This window comes from Aminipila luticellarii (assembly GCF_004103735.1).
In the GTDB taxonomy this organism is placed as follows: domain Bacteria; phylum Bacillota; class Clostridia; order Peptostreptococcales; family Anaerovoracaceae; genus Aminipila; species Aminipila luticellarii.
Genome location: NZ_CP035281.1, coordinates 859,565 through 879,100, shown reverse-complemented (window position 1 = coordinate 879,100; position 19,536 = coordinate 859,565). Strand labels below are relative to the sequence as shown.

Annotated in this window: 16 protein-coding genes and 1 riboswitch; of the genes, 1 reads left to right on the top strand and 15 read right to left on the bottom strand. The window is 44.1% G+C overall.

Annotation, left to right across the window (positions count from 1 at the left end; translation table 11 throughout):
• Nucleotides 1–18 precede the first annotated feature (18 nt).
• From EQM06_RS04025 to EQM06_RS03985, 9 genes are all read right to left on the bottom strand, one after another.
• A complete protein-coding gene (locus tag EQM06_RS04025) occupies nucleotides 19–1,551 on the bottom strand; it encodes a DEAD/DEAH box helicase (RefSeq protein ID WP_128745113.1) in 1,533 nt (510 codons plus the stop codon).
• Between the two features lie 95 nt (nucleotides 1,552–1,646).
• On the bottom strand, nucleotides 1,647–2,162 hold the full coding sequence (locus EQM06_RS04020; RefSeq protein WP_128745112.1) for a cob(I)yrinic acid a,c-diamide adenosyltransferase: 516 nt from the start codon (nucleotides 2,160–2,162) through the stop codon (nucleotides 1,647–1,649).
• A gap of 21 nt (nucleotides 2,163–2,183) precedes the next feature.
• Nucleotides 2,184–2,615: a Fur family transcriptional regulator gene (locus EQM06_RS04015; protein ID WP_128745111.1), complete on the bottom strand. Its 432-nt coding sequence runs from the start codon at nucleotides 2,613–2,615 to the stop codon at nucleotides 2,184–2,186.
• Between the two features lie 32 nt (nucleotides 2,616–2,647).
• A complete protein-coding gene (locus tag EQM06_RS04010; protein WP_128745110.1) occupies nucleotides 2,648–3,484 on the bottom strand; it encodes a metal ABC transporter permease in 837 nt (278 codons plus the stop codon).
• Nucleotides 3,481–4,212 (bottom strand): metal ABC transporter ATP-binding protein, encoded by a 732-nt coding sequence (locus EQM06_RS04005; RefSeq protein ID WP_128745109.1) that lies wholly within the window; start codon nucleotides 4,210–4,212, stop codon nucleotides 3,481–3,483. Before EQM06_RS04005 ends, EQM06_RS04010 begins: the two co-directional genes overlap by 4 nt.
• Nucleotides 4,209–5,099 carry a metal ABC transporter solute-binding protein, Zn/Mn family gene (locus EQM06_RS04000; RefSeq protein ID WP_230975017.1) on the bottom strand — a complete coding sequence of 297 codons (891 nt, stop codon included), beginning with the start codon at nucleotides 5,097–5,099 and terminating at the stop codon, nucleotides 4,209–4,211. Before EQM06_RS04000 ends, EQM06_RS04005 begins: the two co-directional genes overlap by 4 nt.
• A gap of 363 nt (nucleotides 5,100–5,462) precedes the next feature.
• Nucleotides 5,463–7,691, bottom strand: coding sequence for a formate C-acetyltransferase (gene pflB / locus EQM06_RS03995; RefSeq protein ID WP_205666615.1), 2,229 nt, complete (start codon nucleotides 7,689–7,691; stop codon nucleotides 5,463–5,465).
• A gap of 121 nt (nucleotides 7,692–7,812) precedes the next feature.
• A riboswitch (ZMP/ZTP riboswitch) is annotated at nucleotides 7,813–7,898 on the bottom strand.
• 46 nt (nucleotides 7,899–7,944) lie between these two features.
• Nucleotides 7,945–10,536 carry an ATP-dependent chaperone ClpB gene (gene clpB / locus EQM06_RS03990; protein WP_128745106.1) on the bottom strand — a complete coding sequence of 864 codons (2,592 nt, stop codon included), beginning with the start codon at nucleotides 10,534–10,536 and terminating at the stop codon, nucleotides 7,945–7,947.
• 203 nt (nucleotides 10,537–10,739) lie between these two features.
• A complete protein-coding gene (locus tag EQM06_RS03985; RefSeq protein WP_128745105.1) occupies nucleotides 10,740–11,456 on the bottom strand; it encodes a site-2 protease family protein in 717 nt (238 codons plus the stop codon).
• A gap of 171 nt (nucleotides 11,457–11,627) precedes the next feature.
• Between EQM06_RS03985 and EQM06_RS03980 the strand changes: the two genes are divergently transcribed.
• Nucleotides 11,628–11,987 (top strand): LysM peptidoglycan-binding domain-containing protein, encoded by a 360-nt coding sequence (locus EQM06_RS03980; RefSeq protein WP_128745104.1) that lies wholly within the window; start codon nucleotides 11,628–11,630, stop codon nucleotides 11,985–11,987.
• Nucleotides 11,988–12,141: 154 nt separating this feature from the next.
• On the opposite strand, the gene cls is transcribed toward EQM06_RS03980, so the two are convergent.
• From cls to EQM06_RS03950, 6 genes are all read right to left on the bottom strand, one after another.
• Entirely contained in the window at nucleotides 12,142–13,614 is a 1,473-nt protein-coding gene (gene cls, locus EQM06_RS03975) for a cardiolipin synthase (RefSeq protein WP_128745103.1), read from the bottom strand.
• A 13-nt stretch (nucleotides 13,615–13,627) separates the two neighbouring features.
• Nucleotides 13,628–15,046 (bottom strand): PstS family phosphate ABC transporter substrate-binding protein, encoded by a 1,419-nt coding sequence (locus tag EQM06_RS03970; RefSeq protein ID WP_128745102.1) that lies wholly within the window; start codon nucleotides 15,044–15,046, stop codon nucleotides 13,628–13,630.
• 4 nt (nucleotides 15,047–15,050) lie between these two features.
• Nucleotides 15,051–15,767 (bottom strand): hypothetical protein, encoded by a 717-nt coding sequence (locus tag EQM06_RS03965; protein WP_128745101.1) that lies wholly within the window; start codon nucleotides 15,765–15,767, stop codon nucleotides 15,051–15,053.
• A 30-nt stretch (nucleotides 15,768–15,797) separates the two neighbouring features.
• The gene (locus EQM06_RS03960) at nucleotides 15,798–17,174 is read right to left on the bottom strand and encodes an MFS transporter (protein WP_230975016.1); all 1,377 of its coding nucleotides are present in this window, start codon (nucleotides 17,172–17,174) and stop codon (nucleotides 15,798–15,800) included.
• 46 nt (nucleotides 17,175–17,220) lie between these two features.
• Entirely contained in the window at nucleotides 17,221–18,495 is a 1,275-nt protein-coding gene (locus tag EQM06_RS03955; protein ID WP_128745099.1) for a sialate O-acetylesterase, read from the bottom strand.
• 191 nt (nucleotides 18,496–18,686) lie between these two features.
• Nucleotides 18,687–19,529 carry a serine hydrolase gene (locus EQM06_RS03950; RefSeq protein ID WP_128745098.1) on the bottom strand — a complete coding sequence of 281 codons (843 nt, stop codon included), beginning with the start codon at nucleotides 19,527–19,529 and terminating at the stop codon, nucleotides 18,687–18,689.
• Nucleotides 19,530–19,536 lie beyond the last annotated feature (7 nt).

Genomic DNA, 19,536 nt, shown 5'->3' with positions numbered 1-19,536 from the left:
CTGTTCCAGCCTATTCCATTAATTGTTTGGCTTTTTTCTGCTCTGAGATCGGCTTCTTCCGTCTCTGCCGGCTCCGTCTTTCCCTCTTCCGGAATCGCGTCTTCTGTCTCTGCCGCGGTTCTTATCTGAGCCGTATCCGCCTCTGCCCTTTTGATGGCTTCCTTCTCCTCTATATTTTACTACATCTTTAAATTTGTCTCTCTTGTTGAGTGTAAAATCATTGTCCAGCTCGGACTCTTCGTAGCTTCTGCTGTCCAGCTCGCTGAACTTCATTTTAAACAGGGCAGCTGCAATATCCAGCGTGGTGATATCGTCGGATTCCTCCAGAATCCTTTCGATGGCTTCCGTATATTTGGAAAATCCGCCGGCCGCAAGCGCTGCCATGACTTCCTCCGTGGCAGATTGCATCCTCACGGCTTCAATGCTGGAAACCGTAGGAGGTTTGGTTCTGGAAATCCTCGACTTCGTATATCGTTCAATATCTTTTAATTTATAAATGTCCCTGCCGAACACAAAGGAATACGAAACCCCTTTCTTTCCGGCTCTGCCCGTTCGTCCGATCCGGTGAACATAATACTCGGTATCCGTTGGTATATCATAGTTAAATACCGCTTCTACGTCGTTGACATCGATTCCTCTTGCGGCAACATCCGTAGCAATCAGCAGCTCTACCTGACCTTTTCTGAATTTATTCATGACGCGGTCACGTTCCCGCTGTTTCATATCCCCGTGCAGTGCTTCCGCAGAATACCCCCGAGCCTGGAGAGAGGTACAAAGCTCGTCTACCTTCCACTTCGTATTGCAGAAAATAATGCCAAGCTTGATATTCTTGGAGTCGATCAATCGGCAGAGCAATTCCAGCTTGGAATTTTCTCTGACTTCAATATAATATTGGTCTATGGTGTCAATGGTGACCTCTTTCTGTAGGGTTACCACATGCTCCGGATGATTCATATATAATTCGGCAATATCCAAAATCCCCTTCGGCATGGTAGCGGAAAAAAGCATCGTCTGTCTTTCTTCCGGAATCTGAGAAAAAATCGTATCGATATCCTCCCGAAATCCCATATTAAGCATTTCATCCGCTTCGTCCAGTACGGCCATCTTCAGATTCTGAAATTTCAAGGTATGTCTTCGCATGTGATCCATAATCCTGCCGGGTGTGCCTATAATAATCTGCGGCTTGCCCTTTAACGCCATAATCTGTCTGTCGATGGACTGTCCGCCATAAATAGCTAAAGACTTAATTCCTTTTTTATATTTACAAAGGTTTCTGAACTCTTCGGATACCTGAATGGCAAGTTCTCTGGTGGGGCATAGAACAAGCACCTGCACGCCCTGATGTTTCGTATCGATCATTTCTACCGCAGGGATTCCAAACGCACAGGTCTTCCCCGTACCGGTCTGTGCCTGCCCGATCACATCATGTCCTGCCATGACCACCGGAATGGCCTTTGACTGGATGGGAGTCGCCTCTTCAAAGCCCATAAAATCCAATGCTTTTTTCATTGCATCGGATAAATTTAACTCATTAAAATTTAAGTTTTCCATTTATTTCCTCATTTCGTAATGCATCGCTTATGCGATACGCAATCATATTATTATATTTTTAAATCCCTCCAATGTCAAACGATTTATTTTTTCATCTAACAGTCAATACCCTTTCGGGAAAGGACTCCTTGGGTATAATAATGTTTTATTTCCTTCATCTCACTGACCAGATCAGCGGCTTCAAGAATCCCCTCCGAAGCATACCGCCCCGTAAGAATCACTTCTACCTTCGCATCTCGGGCCTGAACGGCAGAGAGGACTTCTTTTTCTGAGAGCAGATGAAAAAACAGGGCAATGGTGATTTCATCCAATATGACCACTTCATATTCCCCGCTGCAAAGAGCTTCTCTGCAGCGCATAAGGCCTGTCTCCGCACGCTTCTTATCATCCTCATTGGGTTCTCGGTCAATCAGACAGCTCGTTCCGAACCGTTCTATCTTGATCTGAGGAATCACTGCAGTGCACTTGGTCTCTTCATAAGCCATTCCCTTGATAAACTGCCCGATATAGACCCTTTTCCCGGACATCGCTGCTCTTAAAGCCAATCCAAAGGCCGCTGTCGTCTTTCCTTTTCCATTTCCCGTATAGACTTGAACATATCCTTTTTCCATTTCTCTGTCCTCCACTTTTCATCAGGCTTTTTTCTGGCATTCCGGGCAAAGTCCGTAAATATCCAGCTTGTGACCTGTTATGATAAAACCGGTTTTCTCTTCCAGTAATTTCTCATATTCGTGCAGAGGGCAGCCCTCTATTGCCATGATTTTTTTACAGCCCGCACATACCAGATAATGCTTATGCACTCTGTTATTATATTCAAACAGAGCCTTGCTTTCATTGGCAACAATGTGCTTCAAAATCAATTCTTTCTCACTTAAGGTCTCAAGGGTTCTATACACGGTGGACAAATTAATGGAAATACTTTTTTCTTTCAATTCACAGTAAATCTGTTCCGCACTGACCGGCTGATTGACGCTTCTCAGAAACTCTAAGATCGTTTTCCGGTGCTTTGTATTTTTTAGTCCGCTTTCCTTTAATAGCTCTTCATATTTCTCATTCTTTTCCATTTGTCTTTTCTCACCGCCTTTTACTCTATAGCCTATGCTTTTTCCAATCGGCCTGCTTGTATCTTCTTCTTCATAAAACGTATCCCATAACATAAAAGATAACACAGAACCGATAAAATTACTATAGAAGCACCGGATGCCATATTTGTTGCGTAAGAAATCCACAGCCCTGCAAAGCAGAAAATATTTCCAAAAATAGTGGCATAGATCATCCGATTCTTTAATCGATCGGAAAAATTCTCTGAAACTGCCGCCGGTGCTGTCAGCAGAGACAGGACCAAAATAATACCTACCACGCGTATGAGCACCACTATGGTCATAGCTGCCAGAACCAGAAGCAAATATTCCAGCAAGGCAGTTCTTATACCAATAATGGAAGCAAATTCCTCATCGAACAGGTACGCCTTCCAGTCGTTGAACAATGCAATGACAATAAATACAACGATCACCGTCAGCCCGAACATCAAATACAGGTCGGATTTGGTCACCGACAAAATATTACCAAAAAGATAGGAAGTCAAATCCGGCGGATACCCCTTCATTAATGAAATGAACAGGATGCCAAGTGCCATTCCAAGGGACCAGAGCATGGCGATAATCACATCTGAACGGGCTCCTCCCTTTCGTTTGATCCAGCCGAGGCTCAAAGCCGCTCCCACCGCGAAAGCAAACGCCCCCAGGATTGGTTCAAAGCCTGCAAGATATCCAAGGCCTACCCCTCCATAAGACGTATGGGCGATTCCTCCGCTCATCATCACCAGCTTTTTTTCCACGATAATGACGCCCATAATGCCGCAGACAATGCTGGAAAGAATACCGGCACATATGGCATTTTGTAAAAACTCATATTCTGCAATGGCATGAATCAATGTATCGCACCTCCCATTTCCACCGGGCATCCGTAAAGCCTTGTGAGAATTTCCTCGCTGAGCTCCGGATTCCCCCAGTAGATCAAGCCTTCATTCAGGCAAGCCAGCTTGCTTACTCTGGAAGATACCGCCAGCAGATCATGGCTTACCAGAATAATGGTCATATCCTTATTTAACTCATCAAGAAGGTTGTATATCTGCGCTCTTGAGCTTACATCCACGCTGGCGGTGGGCTCGTCCAAAATCAGAAGCCTGGGTTCCACTGCCAAGGCTCTTGCTATAAGCATCCGCTGAAATTCTCCGCCCGAAAGAGCGGAAATCTGCCTGTCTGCCAGGTGCTGTATACCAACCTTCTCCAAAGCTTCATACGCTTTTTTTCTGTCCTCTGCCCGAAATGAAAAGAAGGGAGAGATTCCCTGCTTCAATCTTCCCGTCAGGACGACCTCCATGACAGATATGGGGAAACGCTTGTCTACGGCAGACATCTGAGGGACATATCCCATTATCTTCCTTCCTTTGTTTATTCTTTTACCATAAATTTCGATTTTTCCGCTGTTTACCGGTATCAGACCCAAAATGGCCTTTAGCAAAGTAGTCTTGCCTCCTCCGTTAGGGCCTATGATTCCCAAATAGTCCCCCTCTTCAATATCCAGAGACACCCTTGAAACAGCAAGGTTCTGATCGTAATATACCGATACGTCTTCTATGTGGACAGCTGTTTGTTTCACTGCATTACCTCCGCCATTGTTTTCGCCATTTTTTTAAGATTTTCAATATAGTCTGCGGACAAAGGCTCCAGTTTCATGGTCTTTCCGCCGATTTCCTCCGCAAATGCCTGCGACTGGCTGCTGTCTATCTCTTCCTGATAAAAAATGACCTTTATATGCTCCCGTTTTGCCAGATCGATCATCTCCTGCAAATGCTGTATGGTAGATTCTTTTCCTTCTTCTTCCAAGGCATACATTTGCAGGCCATAATCCTCGGCAATGTAGCCAAAGGCAGGATGATACACAATAAATTTTCTGTTCTGCACCCCTTCCAGAGAGGCTCCTATCTCTTTATCCAGCTTATCCAGCTTCTGAATATACTGCTCTCCATTGGCTTCATACGTCTCCTTATTAGCCGGATCCAGCTGACCCATTTCCTCTGCAATGGCCGCTACCATAACCTCCACTCTCTTGGGCGAAAGCCAGATATGCGGATCTCTGTCTCCGGATTCAAAGGTTCTGTCCGGATAAGCTGCCGAAACCCTGTCTTCCAGATGAATGACTTTGACATGCCCCGCATGGGGCAATATATTGGCCTGCTCGGTAGGGACGCCTATGGCAAAATAAACGCTGGCCTTTGAAAACTTTTCCATGGCCTGAGGAACAGGCTCATAGTTTTCCGGACTGCTTCCCGGCGGAACCATGGTAATGACCTCTGCCAGATCTCCGCAGACCGCCTCCACAAAGGTTTTTTCCGGAACAATGGTTACTGCTACGATGGGCTTGGTATCTCTCGCTTCTGCGTCGTTCTGATCCGCCGCCTTTTCTTTAGGTGCGGTGCAGCCGGCCAGTAAGGTCAGACTCATAATAACTATAAAACATGATATGAATATCGTACTTTTTCTCACTTTTATTCCATTTCCTTCCTACTCACACCGCTGCTTTGTGTCCATTGCTTTCTGACACAGCGGAGTTTTAATCTTGCAAACGATTTGCATTTGCATGAACATCATATCATTATACAGCGAACTATTTTAGATTTCAATAGTTCTTTTCAGATTCTGCACAAAAAAGCGGCTTCGCCACTCCCGCTAGGGGCCCTATGGTTCCCTTCGGCGGCTGCAAGCAGCCTGAGCACCCTCCTTTATCGGCGAGGGTTGCCCCCTCTGCCCTCCCTATTTTTTATTTAACGGGAAACGATATTTCCTGTTAAATAAAAAGAAATCTCATCCGCTTTCTTTTGCAGATGAGATTTCAAACGGTTTTTTCTTTTATACGGCGCTGTGGAAGGTTCTCGCAATGACCTCCCGCTGCTGTTCCTTAGATAACTTATAGAAATTCACCGCATATCCGGATACCCGTATGGTCAGATTCGGATACAGTTCCGGATGTTCATAGGCATCCATGAGAATCTGCCGATTCAGTACGTTTACATTCAAATGATGCGCTCCCTGAGAAAAATAACCGGTCATCAGCCCCAGCAGATTGCTTATTCGCTGATCCATGGTTTTTCCCAGGGCGTCCGGCACGATGGTGAAGGTATTTGAAATGCCGTCCCGGCATACGTCATAGGACAGCTTTGCAACGGAGTTCAAGCTTGCCAGTGCACCGTTCTTTTCCCGGCCGCTCATGGGATTTGCCCCCGGTGCAAGCGGTTCGCCCGTACGCCGTCCGTCCGGCGTGTTGCCGGTCTTCTTTCCGTACATCACGTTTGAGGTAATGGTCAAAATGGATAAGGTGTGCACCGCGTCTCTGTACAGAGGGTATTCCCGAAGAGCCTGATAGAATTTTTCCACTTGTTCATAAGCGATCTCATCCACCCGGTCGTCATCGTTGCCGAACATGGGGAAATCCCCCTCCACCATGAAATCCGTGACCAAACCGCTCTCCGGATCTCGCACGCACTTTACCTTGGCATATTTTACGGCGGACAGGGAATCGGCCAGACAGCTCATACCGGCTATGCCAAAAGCCATCAGGCGACGGACTTCACTGTCGTGCAGCGCCATCTGACTCTTTTCATAGGCATATCGGTCATGCATCCTATGAATAATATTCAGCGCATCCACATAGGTCTTTGCCAGCCAGTTCCTGTAAAAGTCCATTCTTTCCATTAAGGGCTCATATTCCAGATATTCTTCTTCCCATACCGGCATCTTTGGCGCGACCTGTATTTTTTTCAATTCATCGGCTCCGCCGTTTACTGCGTACAGCATCAGTTTTGCCAGATTTGCCCGGGCTCCGAAGAACTGCATATCCTTTCCCACTCTCATGGCTGACACACAGCAGGCGATGGCATAATCGTCTCCATAGACCGGCCGCATGATGTCATCATTCTCATATTGCAGTGCATCGGTTTCTATGGATACACGGGCCACGTAATTTTTCCAGTTCTTCGGCAGGTCTTTGGACCACAGCACGGTTAGGTTGGGTTCTGCACTCGGTTTCAGATTGTACAGAGTATGCAACATGCGGTAACAGGTTTTCGTCACCATATGCCGGCCGTCTTCGCCTATTCCGCCCACAGCCTCCGTAATCCACATGGGATCTCCGCCGAACAATTCGTTGTACTCCGGTGTGCGCAAATGTCTTGCAGCTCTTAATTTGAGCACAAAATCATCCATGATTTCCTGCGCTTCCGCTTCTGAAAGCCGCCCTGCCGCCAGATCCCGTTCAAAATAAATATCCAGAAAAGTGGAAACTCTGCCCAAGCTCATAGCGGCGCCATTCTGCTCCTTAATGGCGGCAAGATAGCCAAAATACAACCACTGTACGGCTTCCTTAGCGGTTTCAGCCGGACGGGAAATGTCATATCCGTATTCCTCTGCCATCTCTTTCATATCCTGCAATGCCTTGATCTGATCTGCCAGTTCCTCTAACAAACGAATCTTTTCTTCCGATAAGGCACTCTTCCCCAGCTCGTGCTTATCTGATTTTTTTCCTTCGATCAAAAAATCAATCCCGTATAAAGCGACTCTTCTGTAATCTCCGATAATACGTCCCCGTCCATAGGCATCGGGAAGTCCGGTAATAATTCCTGCCTTTCTTGCGGCAAGAATATCTGCGGTGTACGCGTCAAACACAGCATCGTTATGAGTCTTATGCTGGCAGAACTGTTGCTCTATCCCTTTGGAAACCTTTTGTCCATACTCTTCGCAGGCATTGTGTACCATACGCATCCCGCCGAACGGATTGCAGGCACGTTTCAGCGGTTCGTCTGTCTGAAAGCCTGCTATGATCTCTTCTTCCTTGCATAGATATCCAGCCTTAAAAGCGGTGGGCGTGATGACGGTTTCCGTATCAATAGCGTACACGCCGCCCTGCTGTTGTTCTGCCCGGAGCAATTCCTCAAACCGCTGTCTCATGCGCACCGTGCGGGAAGTAGGTCCTTCTAAAAACTCTTCATTTCCATCATAAGGGCTGTAATTCTTCTGAATAAAATCCCTTACGTTAATCTCCTGCGTCCAGCTTCCTTCTGTGAAATTCTTCCACTCGTTCATTTCTTTCATATCGCCAACTCCTTTTCAACATTCCTCATACCATCTGGCGGGGAGCTGCCTCAGACAGGAAATAGAATTCCCTGCTCGTACAAATGTACAAAAAAGGGCAGCACCACAAACATGGTACTGCCCAGACGGTCGGCATGAGATCTGTTTTTGTTTCCCGGTGGTTCAGCCCACCTATTTCCGTCAGTCGCAAAAACAGCTTATATGAAATTTATAACATATTCCCAAACCCTTGTCAATTATATTATTACTGAACTTTAAAAGTCAGTTTTTCCCCGCCGGCATCCAATAATATCCTGCTTCCGTCCATGACCTCTCCTTTGATGATCATCGCGGCTATTTCAGTTTCCACATATTTTTGTAAATATCTCTTGACCGGTCTTGCCCCGTAAGCAGGCGTATAGCTTTCATCTGCAATGAGCTTCTTCGCACTGTCCGTCAGTTCAATGGATATATTTTTATCTGCCAGCCGTTCTCTTAAGGACACCAGAGAAATATCGATAATTCGGATGATCTGATTTTCCGTCAACGGCGAGAATACCACAATATCATCGATTCGGTTCAGGAATTCCGGCTTAAAGTATTTTTTCATTTCCTCTGAAACCTGATCCTTTACCTTCTGATCAATGGTTCCATCCTGATTGATGTTGTCGATCAGGTATGGACTGCCAATGTTTGAAGTCATGATGACAATGGTATTTTTAAAGTCTACCGTTCTCCCCTGATTATCGGTCAGACGCCCATCATCTAAAAGCTGCAATAAAATGTTGAATACATCCGGATGTGCCTTTTCTATTTCATCAAAGAGGATCACACTATAAGGTCGTCTTCTGACCGCTTCTGTCAGCTGACCGCCTTCATCGTATCCCACATATCCCGGAGGAGCTCCTACCAGACGGCTTACCGAATGTTTTTCCATATATTCGGACATATCGATTCGAATCATATTTTTTTCTGTGTCGAACAGAGCTTCTGAAAGTGTTTTAGCCAGTTCTGTTTTACCTACGCCGGTAGGTCCTAAGAAAATGAAGGATCCGATTGGTCTGTTCACTGCTTTCAAGCCTGCTCTGGCTCTTAAAACAGCCTCGGACACCACCGTCACTGCTTCTTCCTGACCGATGACCCTCTTGTGAAGGATTTCAGGCAGCTTTAGAAGCTTTTCCCGTTCGGATTCCACCAGACGGCTTACCGGTATTCCGGTCCATCCGGCCACCACCTCCGCAATTTCTTCTTCGGTCACCTCTTCCTTTAACAGCTTTCTTTCTACTTTTTCTTTCTGGGCATGTTCAGCTTCCTGAAGCTTTTTCTCCAATTCAGGCAGCGTACCGTATTTCAGCTTTGCCAACAGCTCTAAATCATACTTTCTCTCCGCATCTTCTATCTGATGCTTTACCTCCTCTACCTGCTGTTTTACCGCCTTTACATCAGTGATGGATTTCTTTTCGTTTTCCCACTGCGCCCTCATGGAAGCATTTTCAGCCTTTAATTCCGACAGTTCCTTTTCCAGATTTTCCAGTCTCTGTTTGGAAGCCTTGTCCGTTTCCTTGGACAGGGCCTGTTTTTCGATTTCAAGCTGCATGATCTTTCTGGAGATCTCATCCAGCTCCGCAGGGAGACTGTCGATCTCGGTTCGAATCTTGGAAGCCGCTTCATCCATCAGGTCAATAGCCTTATCCGGTAGGAATCGGTCGCTGATATATCGGTCGGACAGCGTGGCACAGGCGATCAGCGCCCCGTCTGTTATCCTTACTCCGTGATGAATCTCAAACCGTTCCTTTAACCCTCTCAAAATAGAAATGGTGTCTTCTACTGTAGGCTGATCCACCAGCACCTTCTGGAAACGCCTTTCCAGTGCTGCATCCTTTTCAATATATTTTCTGTATTCGTCTAAAGTCGTCGCTCCGATACAATGCAGTTCCCCTCTTGCAAGCTTTGGCTTTAACAGATTTCCGGCATCCATCGAGCCTTCGGTCCTTCCGGCACCCACAATGTTATGGATTTCGTCGATGAATAGGATGATTCGTCCTTCTGATTTTTCCACCTCATTCAGAACTGCTTTCAGCCTTTCCTCAAATTCGCCCCTAAATTTTGCTCCGGCAATTAAAGCACCCATATCCAGGGCAAAAATGGTCTTATCTTTCAGCCCTTCCGGCACATCGCCGTTTAGAATTCGCTGGGCAAGACCTTCCACGACTGCCGTTTTACCGACACCCGGTTCTCCGATTAAGACCGGATTATTCTTTGTCCTTCTGGATAATATCTGAATCGCATGACGAATTTCTGCATCCCTTCCGATAACCGGATCCAGCTTTCCGTCTCTGGCCATTTCCACCAGATCTCTTCCATACTTGCTCAGGGCTTCATAATTTTCCTCCGGATTCTGGCTGGTCACTCTCTGATTGCCCCGTACCTTGGTCAGGTTCTGCAAGAACTTCTCTTTGGTAATACCATACTTCTTAAAAATTTTTGCGGAAGGAGTCATCTTCTCTTCCAGCAAGGACAAGTAAATGTGTTCTACACTTACATACTCATCCTTAAAGTTGGCGGCAATCTTCTCGGCCTCCATCAGAATCTTGCTTAAACGCTTTGTGGAATAGATATTGTCATCTCCTCCGGCCACCTTTGGCAGTTTATCCAGCTCTTCCTGCAAGTCTCTGACAATGTCCGCCGGATTGCTCCCCATATATTGAATCAGTTTGGGAATAAGACCTTCCTGCTGTTTCATCAAAGCTAAATGTAAATGTTCTCCGTCCAGCTGCTGGTGCCCCTCCTGAATCGCTATGTTCTGACAATCCATCATTGCGCTCTGCGCATTTTGTGTATATTTATCAAAGTTCATTAATCTTCCCTCCCTTACATGTTGTTGTTTCCTTATAATGTTATCTTATACCTCTATTTGCAAAAAGTAAACAACATTTTTAGCACTCTTACCTCGAGAGTGCTAAAAAATTATCCTGTGTCAAAAGAGCATTTAAAAACCTCATCCCGGAGGATGAGGTTCCATACAAGAAAGCTTTTTCGAAAGCTGTTCCGAAAAATGACCTAGAAAAATAGGCCTAGGATACCGCTGTAGCATAAGCTCACTAACGGCGTAAGGACTAAATCGGTGATATTGAAGATAATAAGCACCATTAAAATCAGAAAACCCTTATCATATATTTTATAATAGAATTCTGTGTTTCTCAAATTGAACAATTCGGTGATGATACCGAACCCATCCAAAGGAGGTATCGGCAGCAAATTGAAAATCATCAAGACGAGATTGATCAGGATAATATTTATCAAAATCTGCTGTACAATACCGCCCATATAAGACATCGCAATAAAAGAAGCGGCAAACTGATAAAACAGCTTCAAAATTCCGGCAGCAGCTATGGCAATCAGCAGATTCATCGCTACACCGGCCACCGATACGATCAGTTCATCTCTTCTGGGATTTTTAAAGTTCCTGGGATCGATCTGAACGGGGACTCCCCATCCAAAACCGGCAATCAACAGACATAAAAAGCCAAAAGGATCCATATGCGCCATAGGGTTCAAGGTCACCCTTCCCTGATATTTAGGAGTCATATCCCCCAGCTTATATGCAGCGATTGCGTGGCCGAATTCATGAAATGACAGGCCGATCACGATGGCGGGCAGAGACAGAGCCATCCTCATCAGCCAATCCAGCGGATTGGAAAAGCGGCCGCTGGTAAACGACAACACTACCATAATCAGTATTAAAACCAAAATAGTCGGGTTAAAAAATCTCTTCAAAATAATACCATCCTTTCAGTAGTTTAGATATTAGTGAACTGCCGCCACTTAGATCCCCCGGGATTGCAGTCCCCTTATTTCAAAATTATACTCGAACATTTTATCACAAAATACAGTTCATGCAAATAGTATATAGTATATGAAATTGCGCAAGGGGTGAATTGAAGGAATATGAAAAGAAAATGTTATTGTGTGGAGGTCTATACGATCAAGCCGGGTGATACCCTTTATTCTATCTGTAAACAGTACAGCGTATCCGTCTGCGATCTGATGATGGCAAACCGTATCCAGAACCCATATAACTTAAGAATCGGAACAAAAATCTGCATTCCGGGTGAAATGGATCCCACAGCGGGTATGGAGCCTGCGGAACCGGCTTGTCAGGGTACGCTGTACACCGTCGAAAGAGGGGATACCCTATACATGATCGCCAAAATGCACGGGGTTACACTGAACGCCATCATGGAAGCAAACCCTGACATTGATCCATATAACCTAAGAGTAGGAATGAAACTCTGCATTCCTAGGTAACAGAAAGCTTTTCGGCAGCAAAACTACCGGAACTGCATTAAAGATGCAGCAGGGCTTCAAAACATATGAACTAAGGGGCTGTTACAAAATAGTGAATTTACAGGCAAAGCCATTTATTTTCTATTTTGCAACAGCCCCGTTGTTTTATCCTTCTTTACAGTATATCCGTCAAAAGTCTGGCAACCGACTCTTTAAACTTTATGACCAGACCTCTTTGAGCATAGAGTTCTTTCGTCAGCTCATGGCAGTCCGCCATATCCTCCTCAAAAATATCCTCCATTTTACGCGCTTCCTTTTCATCAAAGAAAAATGCATTGGCTTCAAAATTCAATTTAAAACTTCTCACATCAAAATTTGCAGAACCAATAGACGCTACCTCTCCGTCCGCCACTAAAGTCTTGGCATGAAGGAAGCCCTTGTCATATACGAAAACCCTTGCACCGGATCGAATCATTTCTCCGGCATAGGCATAGGTTGCCCAATATACAAACATATGATCCGGCATGCACGGAATCATCAGCCTCACATCCACCCCCGACTGTGCCGCCATTTTTAACGATTCCAGCATACTGTTGTCCGGTACAAAATAAGGCGTCTGAATATAAATATTTCTCATGGCGGAGGTTATCGCTTTCATGTACCCACGCTTTATCTGTGATTTTCCCTGATCCGGACCACAGGATACGATCTGTACTCCCGTACATCCCCCTTTAATAATGTCACTGTAATAGGCTTCCGAAAGAACCAGTTCTTCCTTGGAGGCCGACCGCCAGTCCATCAGAAATCTGGCGTTCAGATCTTGAACACATCCCCCTAAAATCTTAAGATGCGTATCCCGCCAATAACCAAACTTTTTTTTCATGCCTACATATTCTTTACCGATATTAAAGCCGCCGATATACCCGATTTCACCATCGATCACAACAATTTTACGGTGATTTCTGTAATTTAACTTCATAGTCAGAAATTTCAATTTAGGCGGAAAGAAAAAAGCCACCTGTCCGCCTGCTGCCATAAGCTCCCGAATGCACACTGTTCTTTTGGAAAGCTGTCTTCCGCCCATTGCATCAATCAGCAGCCTGACTTCCACCCCCTGTTTTGCTTTATCTGTCAAGGCGTCAATCAGTTTTCTCCCGACCATGTCATTTTTTATAATAAAATATTGTATATTAATCGTATGCCGGGCGACTTTGATATCCTTCAGAAGTTTATTCAGCATATCCTGTCCATCTGTTATGATCTTTATTTTATTGTCCTGCGTAAAATACGCCTGCCCATAAACCTGGTTCAGCCGGATCAAGTCTTTCCAATACTGCGCCGCTTTAGTGGTAAAGGAATATTCTCCGTTTTTCATTTCTTTGATCTGCGTTTGAAGGGAAGTATGGATGATCTCCTCTTCAAATCTCGTCAATTTAAAAATCTTCTTTCTGGAAAGATTTTGTGAAAACATAAAATAAAACAGAATACCCACTACAGGAAGCAAAAATAATATCATGATCCAAGCCAAGGTTGCCGACGGATTTTTTCTCTCCAGAAAAATAATCGTAAACGCAATAACTAGATTGACCATAAACAAAGTGCTTACAAAATAGGGCATGCTGCTCAATATGGAATAAAATAAATACAATATGGCCACCTCTTTATCGATTACTATGCTTTATAAAACCCTTTTTCTCTGCCAGCTTCTGACCGTCCTCACTTAAAAGCCATCGAATAAAATCGATTTTCGTGAGCCGTTCTTCTTCTTTCGTGCCTTCCATGCTGCTCCCGTCTTCCTTCTCCGCAATAACTACATACGTATACGTTGTCAGGGGATACTGAGCATATTCAATAGTCTCTTTAGCCGGCTCTACACCGTTTACGGCAATCATTTTAACGTCGTTCTTATTTTTTAGCCTTGCCACGTAATAATAGTAGGAGTATCCGATTCCTCCTTTTTCCGAGGAAATGTCTTTTACTACAGCCTCTGTATCACCCACCTTCATCTTGATTGAAGTCTTCATGATCTCCTCTTTTTTGACCACGTATTGATACATTCCCCGCTGGCTGCCCGTATTCTCCGCCCGCTGGTAGGCAACAATCGGTTCATCCTTTCCGCCCAGTTCCTTCCAGTTTGTAATAGTACCTGAGTAAATTCCTTTTAATTGCGGCATAGTCAGGCTTTCCACAGGATTATCCTTATGAACAAGGAATACAAATCCTCCGTTTAAGACCGGAGCCTTTTGTAATTCCAGCTTCGCCTTCTTTGCCATCTCCAGCTCCTTCTCCGTCGGCGGAGCAGCTAAAATTAGATCCTGTTTGCCTGCTATTAAACTTTTATAGGCATCGCCTGTATTAAATGCACTGCAATATTTCTCGGTTTCTTTACCTTCCGAGCCCAGAAATTCTTTTAACGCCTCCGAGTAAAAATCTTTTAATGCGGTGTTTCCGCCTATGTATAATTCAGCAGTCTCTTCATCGGCTTTTTCTGTTTTCTGATCTGCCGATTTTTCTGCTTTTTTATCGGAATCTGTTTTATGTAAAGAAGAAATAGCAGGAAACTTTTCTTCGGCAAAATGAATCAGCTGAGATCCGAACCGAACTCCTACAAATACCAGTATGCCCAAGGCCAGTAAAACAATTACCTTTGGCAGGATTCTCTTCATTTTGAGTTTTCGATCCACTCTTTTTTGTAATGGGGTACGCGCTGCAAGCTCTGCCTTTTTCTGCATTTTCTGAGCTTCTAGCTTTTCCTTTTTTTCTTGCTTTTTAATTTTTCCCGTTTCTTTCTGTGCCTGTTTCTTCTCTTTCTGCTTGACCTTCTTTTCCTGCGCCTTTATTTTATTGGACGCCTTTTTATCTTTCTCTTTCTGTTTTTTTTCAGAGGACTTTTCCTTGTCCCTAGAAGCCTGTTCTGCTCTTCTGACCTGAGCCTCTGCTCTTCTGACCCTTGCATTGGCTGCCCGCTCCACCTTCTGCTTGTTCTTGACTGCTTTTTCCTCAGGTGTTTGCTTTGATTTTTTGGTTTTCTTTATTTCAAAGGCTTCCTCTTCTATCGCATCCTTGCTGTTATTTACCATCGTGCTACTCTCCAATTATACTATATACTGAAAAAATAACTTGCTTGCCCCTATCCTTCCATTCAGTATTACATATGTATAGTTTTCTTATATTTCCCGCTTCCGCAGCCGGTTCCTTTTCTTTATTTAAGAAAGGGATTTTCGCTTTTATGTTTTCTGTAATCTCCGTTATGCTCATATCATGTATCGGAAGGATTTTAAGCATGGTCGGTCCAAACTTCATTCCGGCCAGTATGAGACATGCGGCAATCAGTATAATCAAAAGTTTGGAAAGAATTTTTTTTCTTTTTATTCGTCTGTCAACCTTTTTTTGCAGTGGAGACCGGGCTGCAAGCTCCGCCTTTCTCTGCCTTTTTTCTGCTTTTTCTTGTTCCTTTTCTTCCCGCCTTTTTATTTTATCTGCTGCTTTTTGCGCTTTCTTTTGTTCTTGTTCTTCAACAATCTTTTCTTCTTTTTTAATGAGCTCAGCTAATTTTTTTTCTTTTTCTTGTTCTTTTTTTTCAGCGGCCCTTTCTTTCTTGGTCGCAGCCTGCTCCGCTTTTTGAATTTTGGCTTCGGCTCTTCTGACCTGATCGGCGGCAGACCGTTTTACCCGCTGTCTCTTTTTCAGAGCCCTTTCATAAGAAGAGGATTTCGACTTTTTAGATTTTTTTGGTTCTGCCTTCTTTTCAGAGTTTTCCTCCTCTGTTGCTGCATCCTTGCTATTTTTATTCAACATCATGTTACTCTCCAAAATCAAATATTCCGTTTACTATTTCCTTTTTAAAGAAAAAAAGGTTCCTATAGCACAAATTCCTGTAAATATAATAAAAGACATATGCATCGTCTTTATTAACACGTAGGGTTCTGCTTCCGCCAGAGCCGTATTTCCCATATACATTCCGACCACAAAAGTAACCGTGGCCATACTTGAAGTATGCCCTATGGTTCGCATGGTCGCCAACAGGGACGAAGCCACGCCGTAATCTTTTTTCTCCACACAGGCCATGACTGCATTGGTGTTGGGGGAGGAGAAAAAAGCGAAGCCAACACCGGCCACCATCAAAACCGCAATAATGCTCCACAGCGGAAAGCTTTCCGATAAAAAGGAGAAAAACAGCAAGCAAACGGCACATAGACCCATGCCAAAGGATGCCAGCTTAAAAGGGGATATCCTGTCCGACAGCTTTCCCGCATACGGTGACAGAAGCGCCATGACCACCGGCTGTGCCACCAAAATAATCCCGGCAGTCTGAGAGCTGTATCCCATGACCACCTGCAGATATATGGACAATAAATAGCTGATTGCAAATGTAGCACCGTAATTTAGCAGGGCGGCAATATTTGAAAAGGTATAGGCTAAATTATGGGTAAATAATCTTAACTCCACAATGGGATTCTCCGTTTTCAGTTCATGCCTTCCGAACAGTATGGCGGAAGCCGCCCCTATCGGCAGTAAGACCTTCGCCAGAAGATTTGTGGAAAAAGCAGACAATCCGTATAAAAGGCAAAGGATCATTGCGATATACAACACATTTCCGGCAATATCAACATCTATTTTTTCATTTTTCTTCTCCGTCTTGGGAAGTCCTCTTACCGCCATATAAAATACAGCGGCACTAACTACGGAGGTCAATATAAAAATGGAACGCCATCCAAAGTAATGATTGCACAAGCCTCCTATAACAGGTCCCGCCGAAAGCCCGATGTAAGTAGATGCCGTAGAATATCCCAGAACCTTACCTCTGGTACTTTCCGGAAAGGCACTGATTAGGACAGCTATATTGGTACTGAAAATCATGGCAGCCCCAAACCCTTGAAGAGCCCTTAAGGCTAAAATGATTTTCATATTCCAAGCAAAAGCAGCGGCAAGGGAGCATAGGGCAAAAATTAAAATACCGGTTACCAATACTTTCTTTCTGGATGTAATGTCCGCCACCCTCCCAAAAGGTACAGAAAAAGCTGCTGATGCCAGCATGTAGGAGGTCACGATCCAGCCTACCAGACCGGCACTGACCTGAAATTCAGTGCCGATAGCCGGCACGGACAAATTCAATGCGCTTCCGGTAAAGGTCGTTATAAAAGAGGTCACTATCACCACAATTAAAGTTGCTCTTTGTTTTTTATCATATATATTATTCATGTTCATATTATGCGCTTTTCATAAAAAATAATGAATTATTTTACCAATTCGTTTAATAATTCCCCGTTACGGAATCCATTCCCTCCGTATATGCCTTGACAATGGTTCGAGCCGTCTCTTCCCCCAGCAGGTTATCTCCGATCTGGGAATAATGCAGGTCGTCAAACCGCATTTTGCCATTTTCTACTGTAAAATGATCGGAAGATCTGGTGGCTATGGCAATATCCTCATTCTCACTGGCCAGTTCTTCCTGTGCTTCTGACGGATTCGGAAAAATGGATCGCACCTTTATGATAAATCCGTATTTAAATCCATAGTCTGAGCTTGTCAGCATTTCATGAAGCTTCATATAATCGTTTTTATATACCCCGATATCCAAATCCGGATCGGATTCTCCCTGCGCCCAAATGTAGCTTTTTATATGGGGTTCATAATGATTTAAAAAGGTCTCGTCGTTAACATATCGTTGTACGATCTGCCAGACCTTGCTGATATACTGGTACGATTGCCCGTTCAGCGGTACAAAGGTCTCTATTTTCTGACCGCTGACACCCGCATTGACCATCAAGACCTTGTTTCCCGTCAAATCATACAGGGTCTTTCCGAAAGACGCTTCCAGATTTCCACGCTGCATGGCGCCGCTTTCATCATTCATGGAGCAGATTTGAACCCCTCCGGCCAGCTCACTGTAATGATATGCGGTTCCGGGTTTTGTCACCGTGGCCAGCGCCGGGTCTGCATAGTAATAAGAAGCATTGCTCTGTCCCGTTATAAAATAAATGTCCAGAGGGGCTCGGACCGTTCTGCTTATCGTTAATTTTTCTTCATGCTGTCCATCTGTTGCCGTGATAACGGCTCCGTCGTCACTAACGCCTACAATTTTAACATTTCCAAGGTCATCCACCTGAGCCACATTCGGATTGCTGCTGGAAAAACCTGTAGCGGTTATGGTTTTGGGTATGAATTTATACCGATCATCATATTGAAGTTCAAATCCCAGAGAAGCCTCCTTTATGAAACGAACCGCGTAATACTGATCCTTGGTATAGATTTTTGCCAGAGCCTCCTTGCATCCGTCCGGGAACATAGCTTGAACCACATCTGCCCCGGCGCACTGCAGCTGCGGCACTCTGGGCCTTCCTTCCGGCAATCTTATGACCAGACTGTTGTCCTCTGCAATTTCTATCCTATAATGATTATCGTCCATTTTTATTAATTCATTAATTTTATTTTCTTCTGAGGAGCTGCATCCTGTCAAAAGAAGGGTGGTAAAAATTAAATTTAATACTATAAATACTAAAGTTTTTCTTTTTATGCTATGATTCATCTTATTATTCCTTTTTTTCTAGTATAAACCAATTTATATTATACCAATTTTCTACAAAACAGTAAAGGATATAAGTTAAAAGTTCCCAGCCGGCTGTAGACATACCGAAGATTTTCTCCAATCAAAAAGAGGATGATTCCTCTATTGAGTCTTCTTCCTCTTTCGAATAGATGTTTATTTTATTTTACCTATCAGCTTTCTGATAAACGTTCCATACCCAGACTGTATCGATATGCCGCTCTTGCGATTTCCTGACAAGCTTGATTTGCACTTGGAACATCCGCATCATTTGCAGCAAAGCATAGAATGAAAGGCACCTCGCCGTATACGATTCCTACATCATTGGTTATGCCGTTATCTTCACCCGTTTTATGAGCTATGGGAATCTGAGGCAGAAAAAAAGGTATTTTAAAATTAGCCTGCTGGTTCTGCAAAATCGCACACATTTCCCGGCTTGCTTCCGGAGAAATCATTTCACCTCTATAGATTTTTTCCAGAAAAATTCCAGCCTCTTCAAGAGAAATGGTGTTCTCCTTTTCTTTGCTCGTGTCGAAAAGAAGCCTGTTCAATCGAGTCTTACTCATGTGAAGGGATGCAATAAACTCATTGATTTTATCTATTCCCAATAAACGAATCAGCATATTGGTTGCCGTGTTGTCACTGATGACGATCATAAGCTTATATAGATCCTCTACAGTAAAGGGAATTCCGCTATGGAGATAATTAAGGACTCCGCTTTCCGGAAACATGTCATCTGATAAAACACCTTGTTTTTTTTGAGCCAAGTAGTCCGGCATTCCGCCCTCCGGGATTTTATCAGAGTCGCATAAAAGGATCTTTTGCTCTCTTTTTATTTTTCCTTCTCGTATCTGATAAAAAGCTTCGGCCATAACCCATATTTTTATCACACTGGCTGCCAGGAACTGATCTTCCCCTTTGGTCAAAAGGGTCTCCCCCGTTATTAAATTTTTATAATATACGCCGGTATGACCTTTCAGCAAGCCTAATTTTTCATCAATATATTGTCTAAGCATATTCTCA

What these genes read in the sequence shown, in the direction of transcription:
- EQM06_RS03960 (WP_230975016.1), bottom strand. Translation starts at nt 17,174, where the DNA reads ATGAACATGAATAATATATATGATAAAAAACAAAGAGCAACTTTAATT.
- EQM06_RS04015 (WP_128745111.1), bottom strand. Translation starts at nt 2,615, where the DNA reads ATGGAAAAGAATGAGAAATATGAAGAGCTATTAAAGGAAAGCGGACTA.
- EQM06_RS04020 (WP_128745112.1), bottom strand. Translation starts at nt 2,162, where the DNA reads ATGGAAAAAGGATATGTTCAAGTCTATACGGGAAATGGAAAAGGAAAG.
- pflB (WP_205666615.1), bottom strand. Translation starts at nt 7,691, where the DNA reads ATGAACGAGTGGAAGAATTTCACAGAAGGAAGCTGGACGCAGGAGATT.
- EQM06_RS04025 (WP_128745113.1), bottom strand. Translation starts at nt 1,551, where the DNA reads ATGGAAAACTTAAATTTTAATGAGTTAAATTTATCCGATGCAATGAAA.
- EQM06_RS03980 (WP_128745104.1), top strand. Translation starts at nt 11,628, where the DNA reads ATGAAAAGAAAATGTTATTGTGTGGAGGTCTATACGATCAAGCCGGGT.
- clpB (WP_128745106.1), bottom strand. Translation starts at nt 10,536, where the DNA reads ATGAACTTTGATAAATATACACAAAATGCGCAGAGCGCAATGATGGAT.
- EQM06_RS03965 (WP_128745101.1), bottom strand. Translation starts at nt 15,767, where the DNA reads ATGATGTTGAATAAAAATAGCAAGGATGCAGCAACAGAGGAGGAAAAC.
- EQM06_RS03950 (WP_128745098.1), bottom strand. Translation starts at nt 19,529, where the DNA reads ATGCTTAGACAATATATTGATGAAAAATTAGGCTTGCTGAAAGGTCAT.
- EQM06_RS03970 (WP_128745102.1), bottom strand. Translation starts at nt 15,046, where the DNA reads ATGGTAAATAACAGCAAGGATGCGATAGAAGAGGAAGCCTTTGAAATA.
- EQM06_RS03955 (WP_128745099.1), bottom strand. Translation starts at nt 18,495, where the DNA reads ATGAATCATAGCATAAAAAGAAAAACTTTAGTATTTATAGTATTAAAT.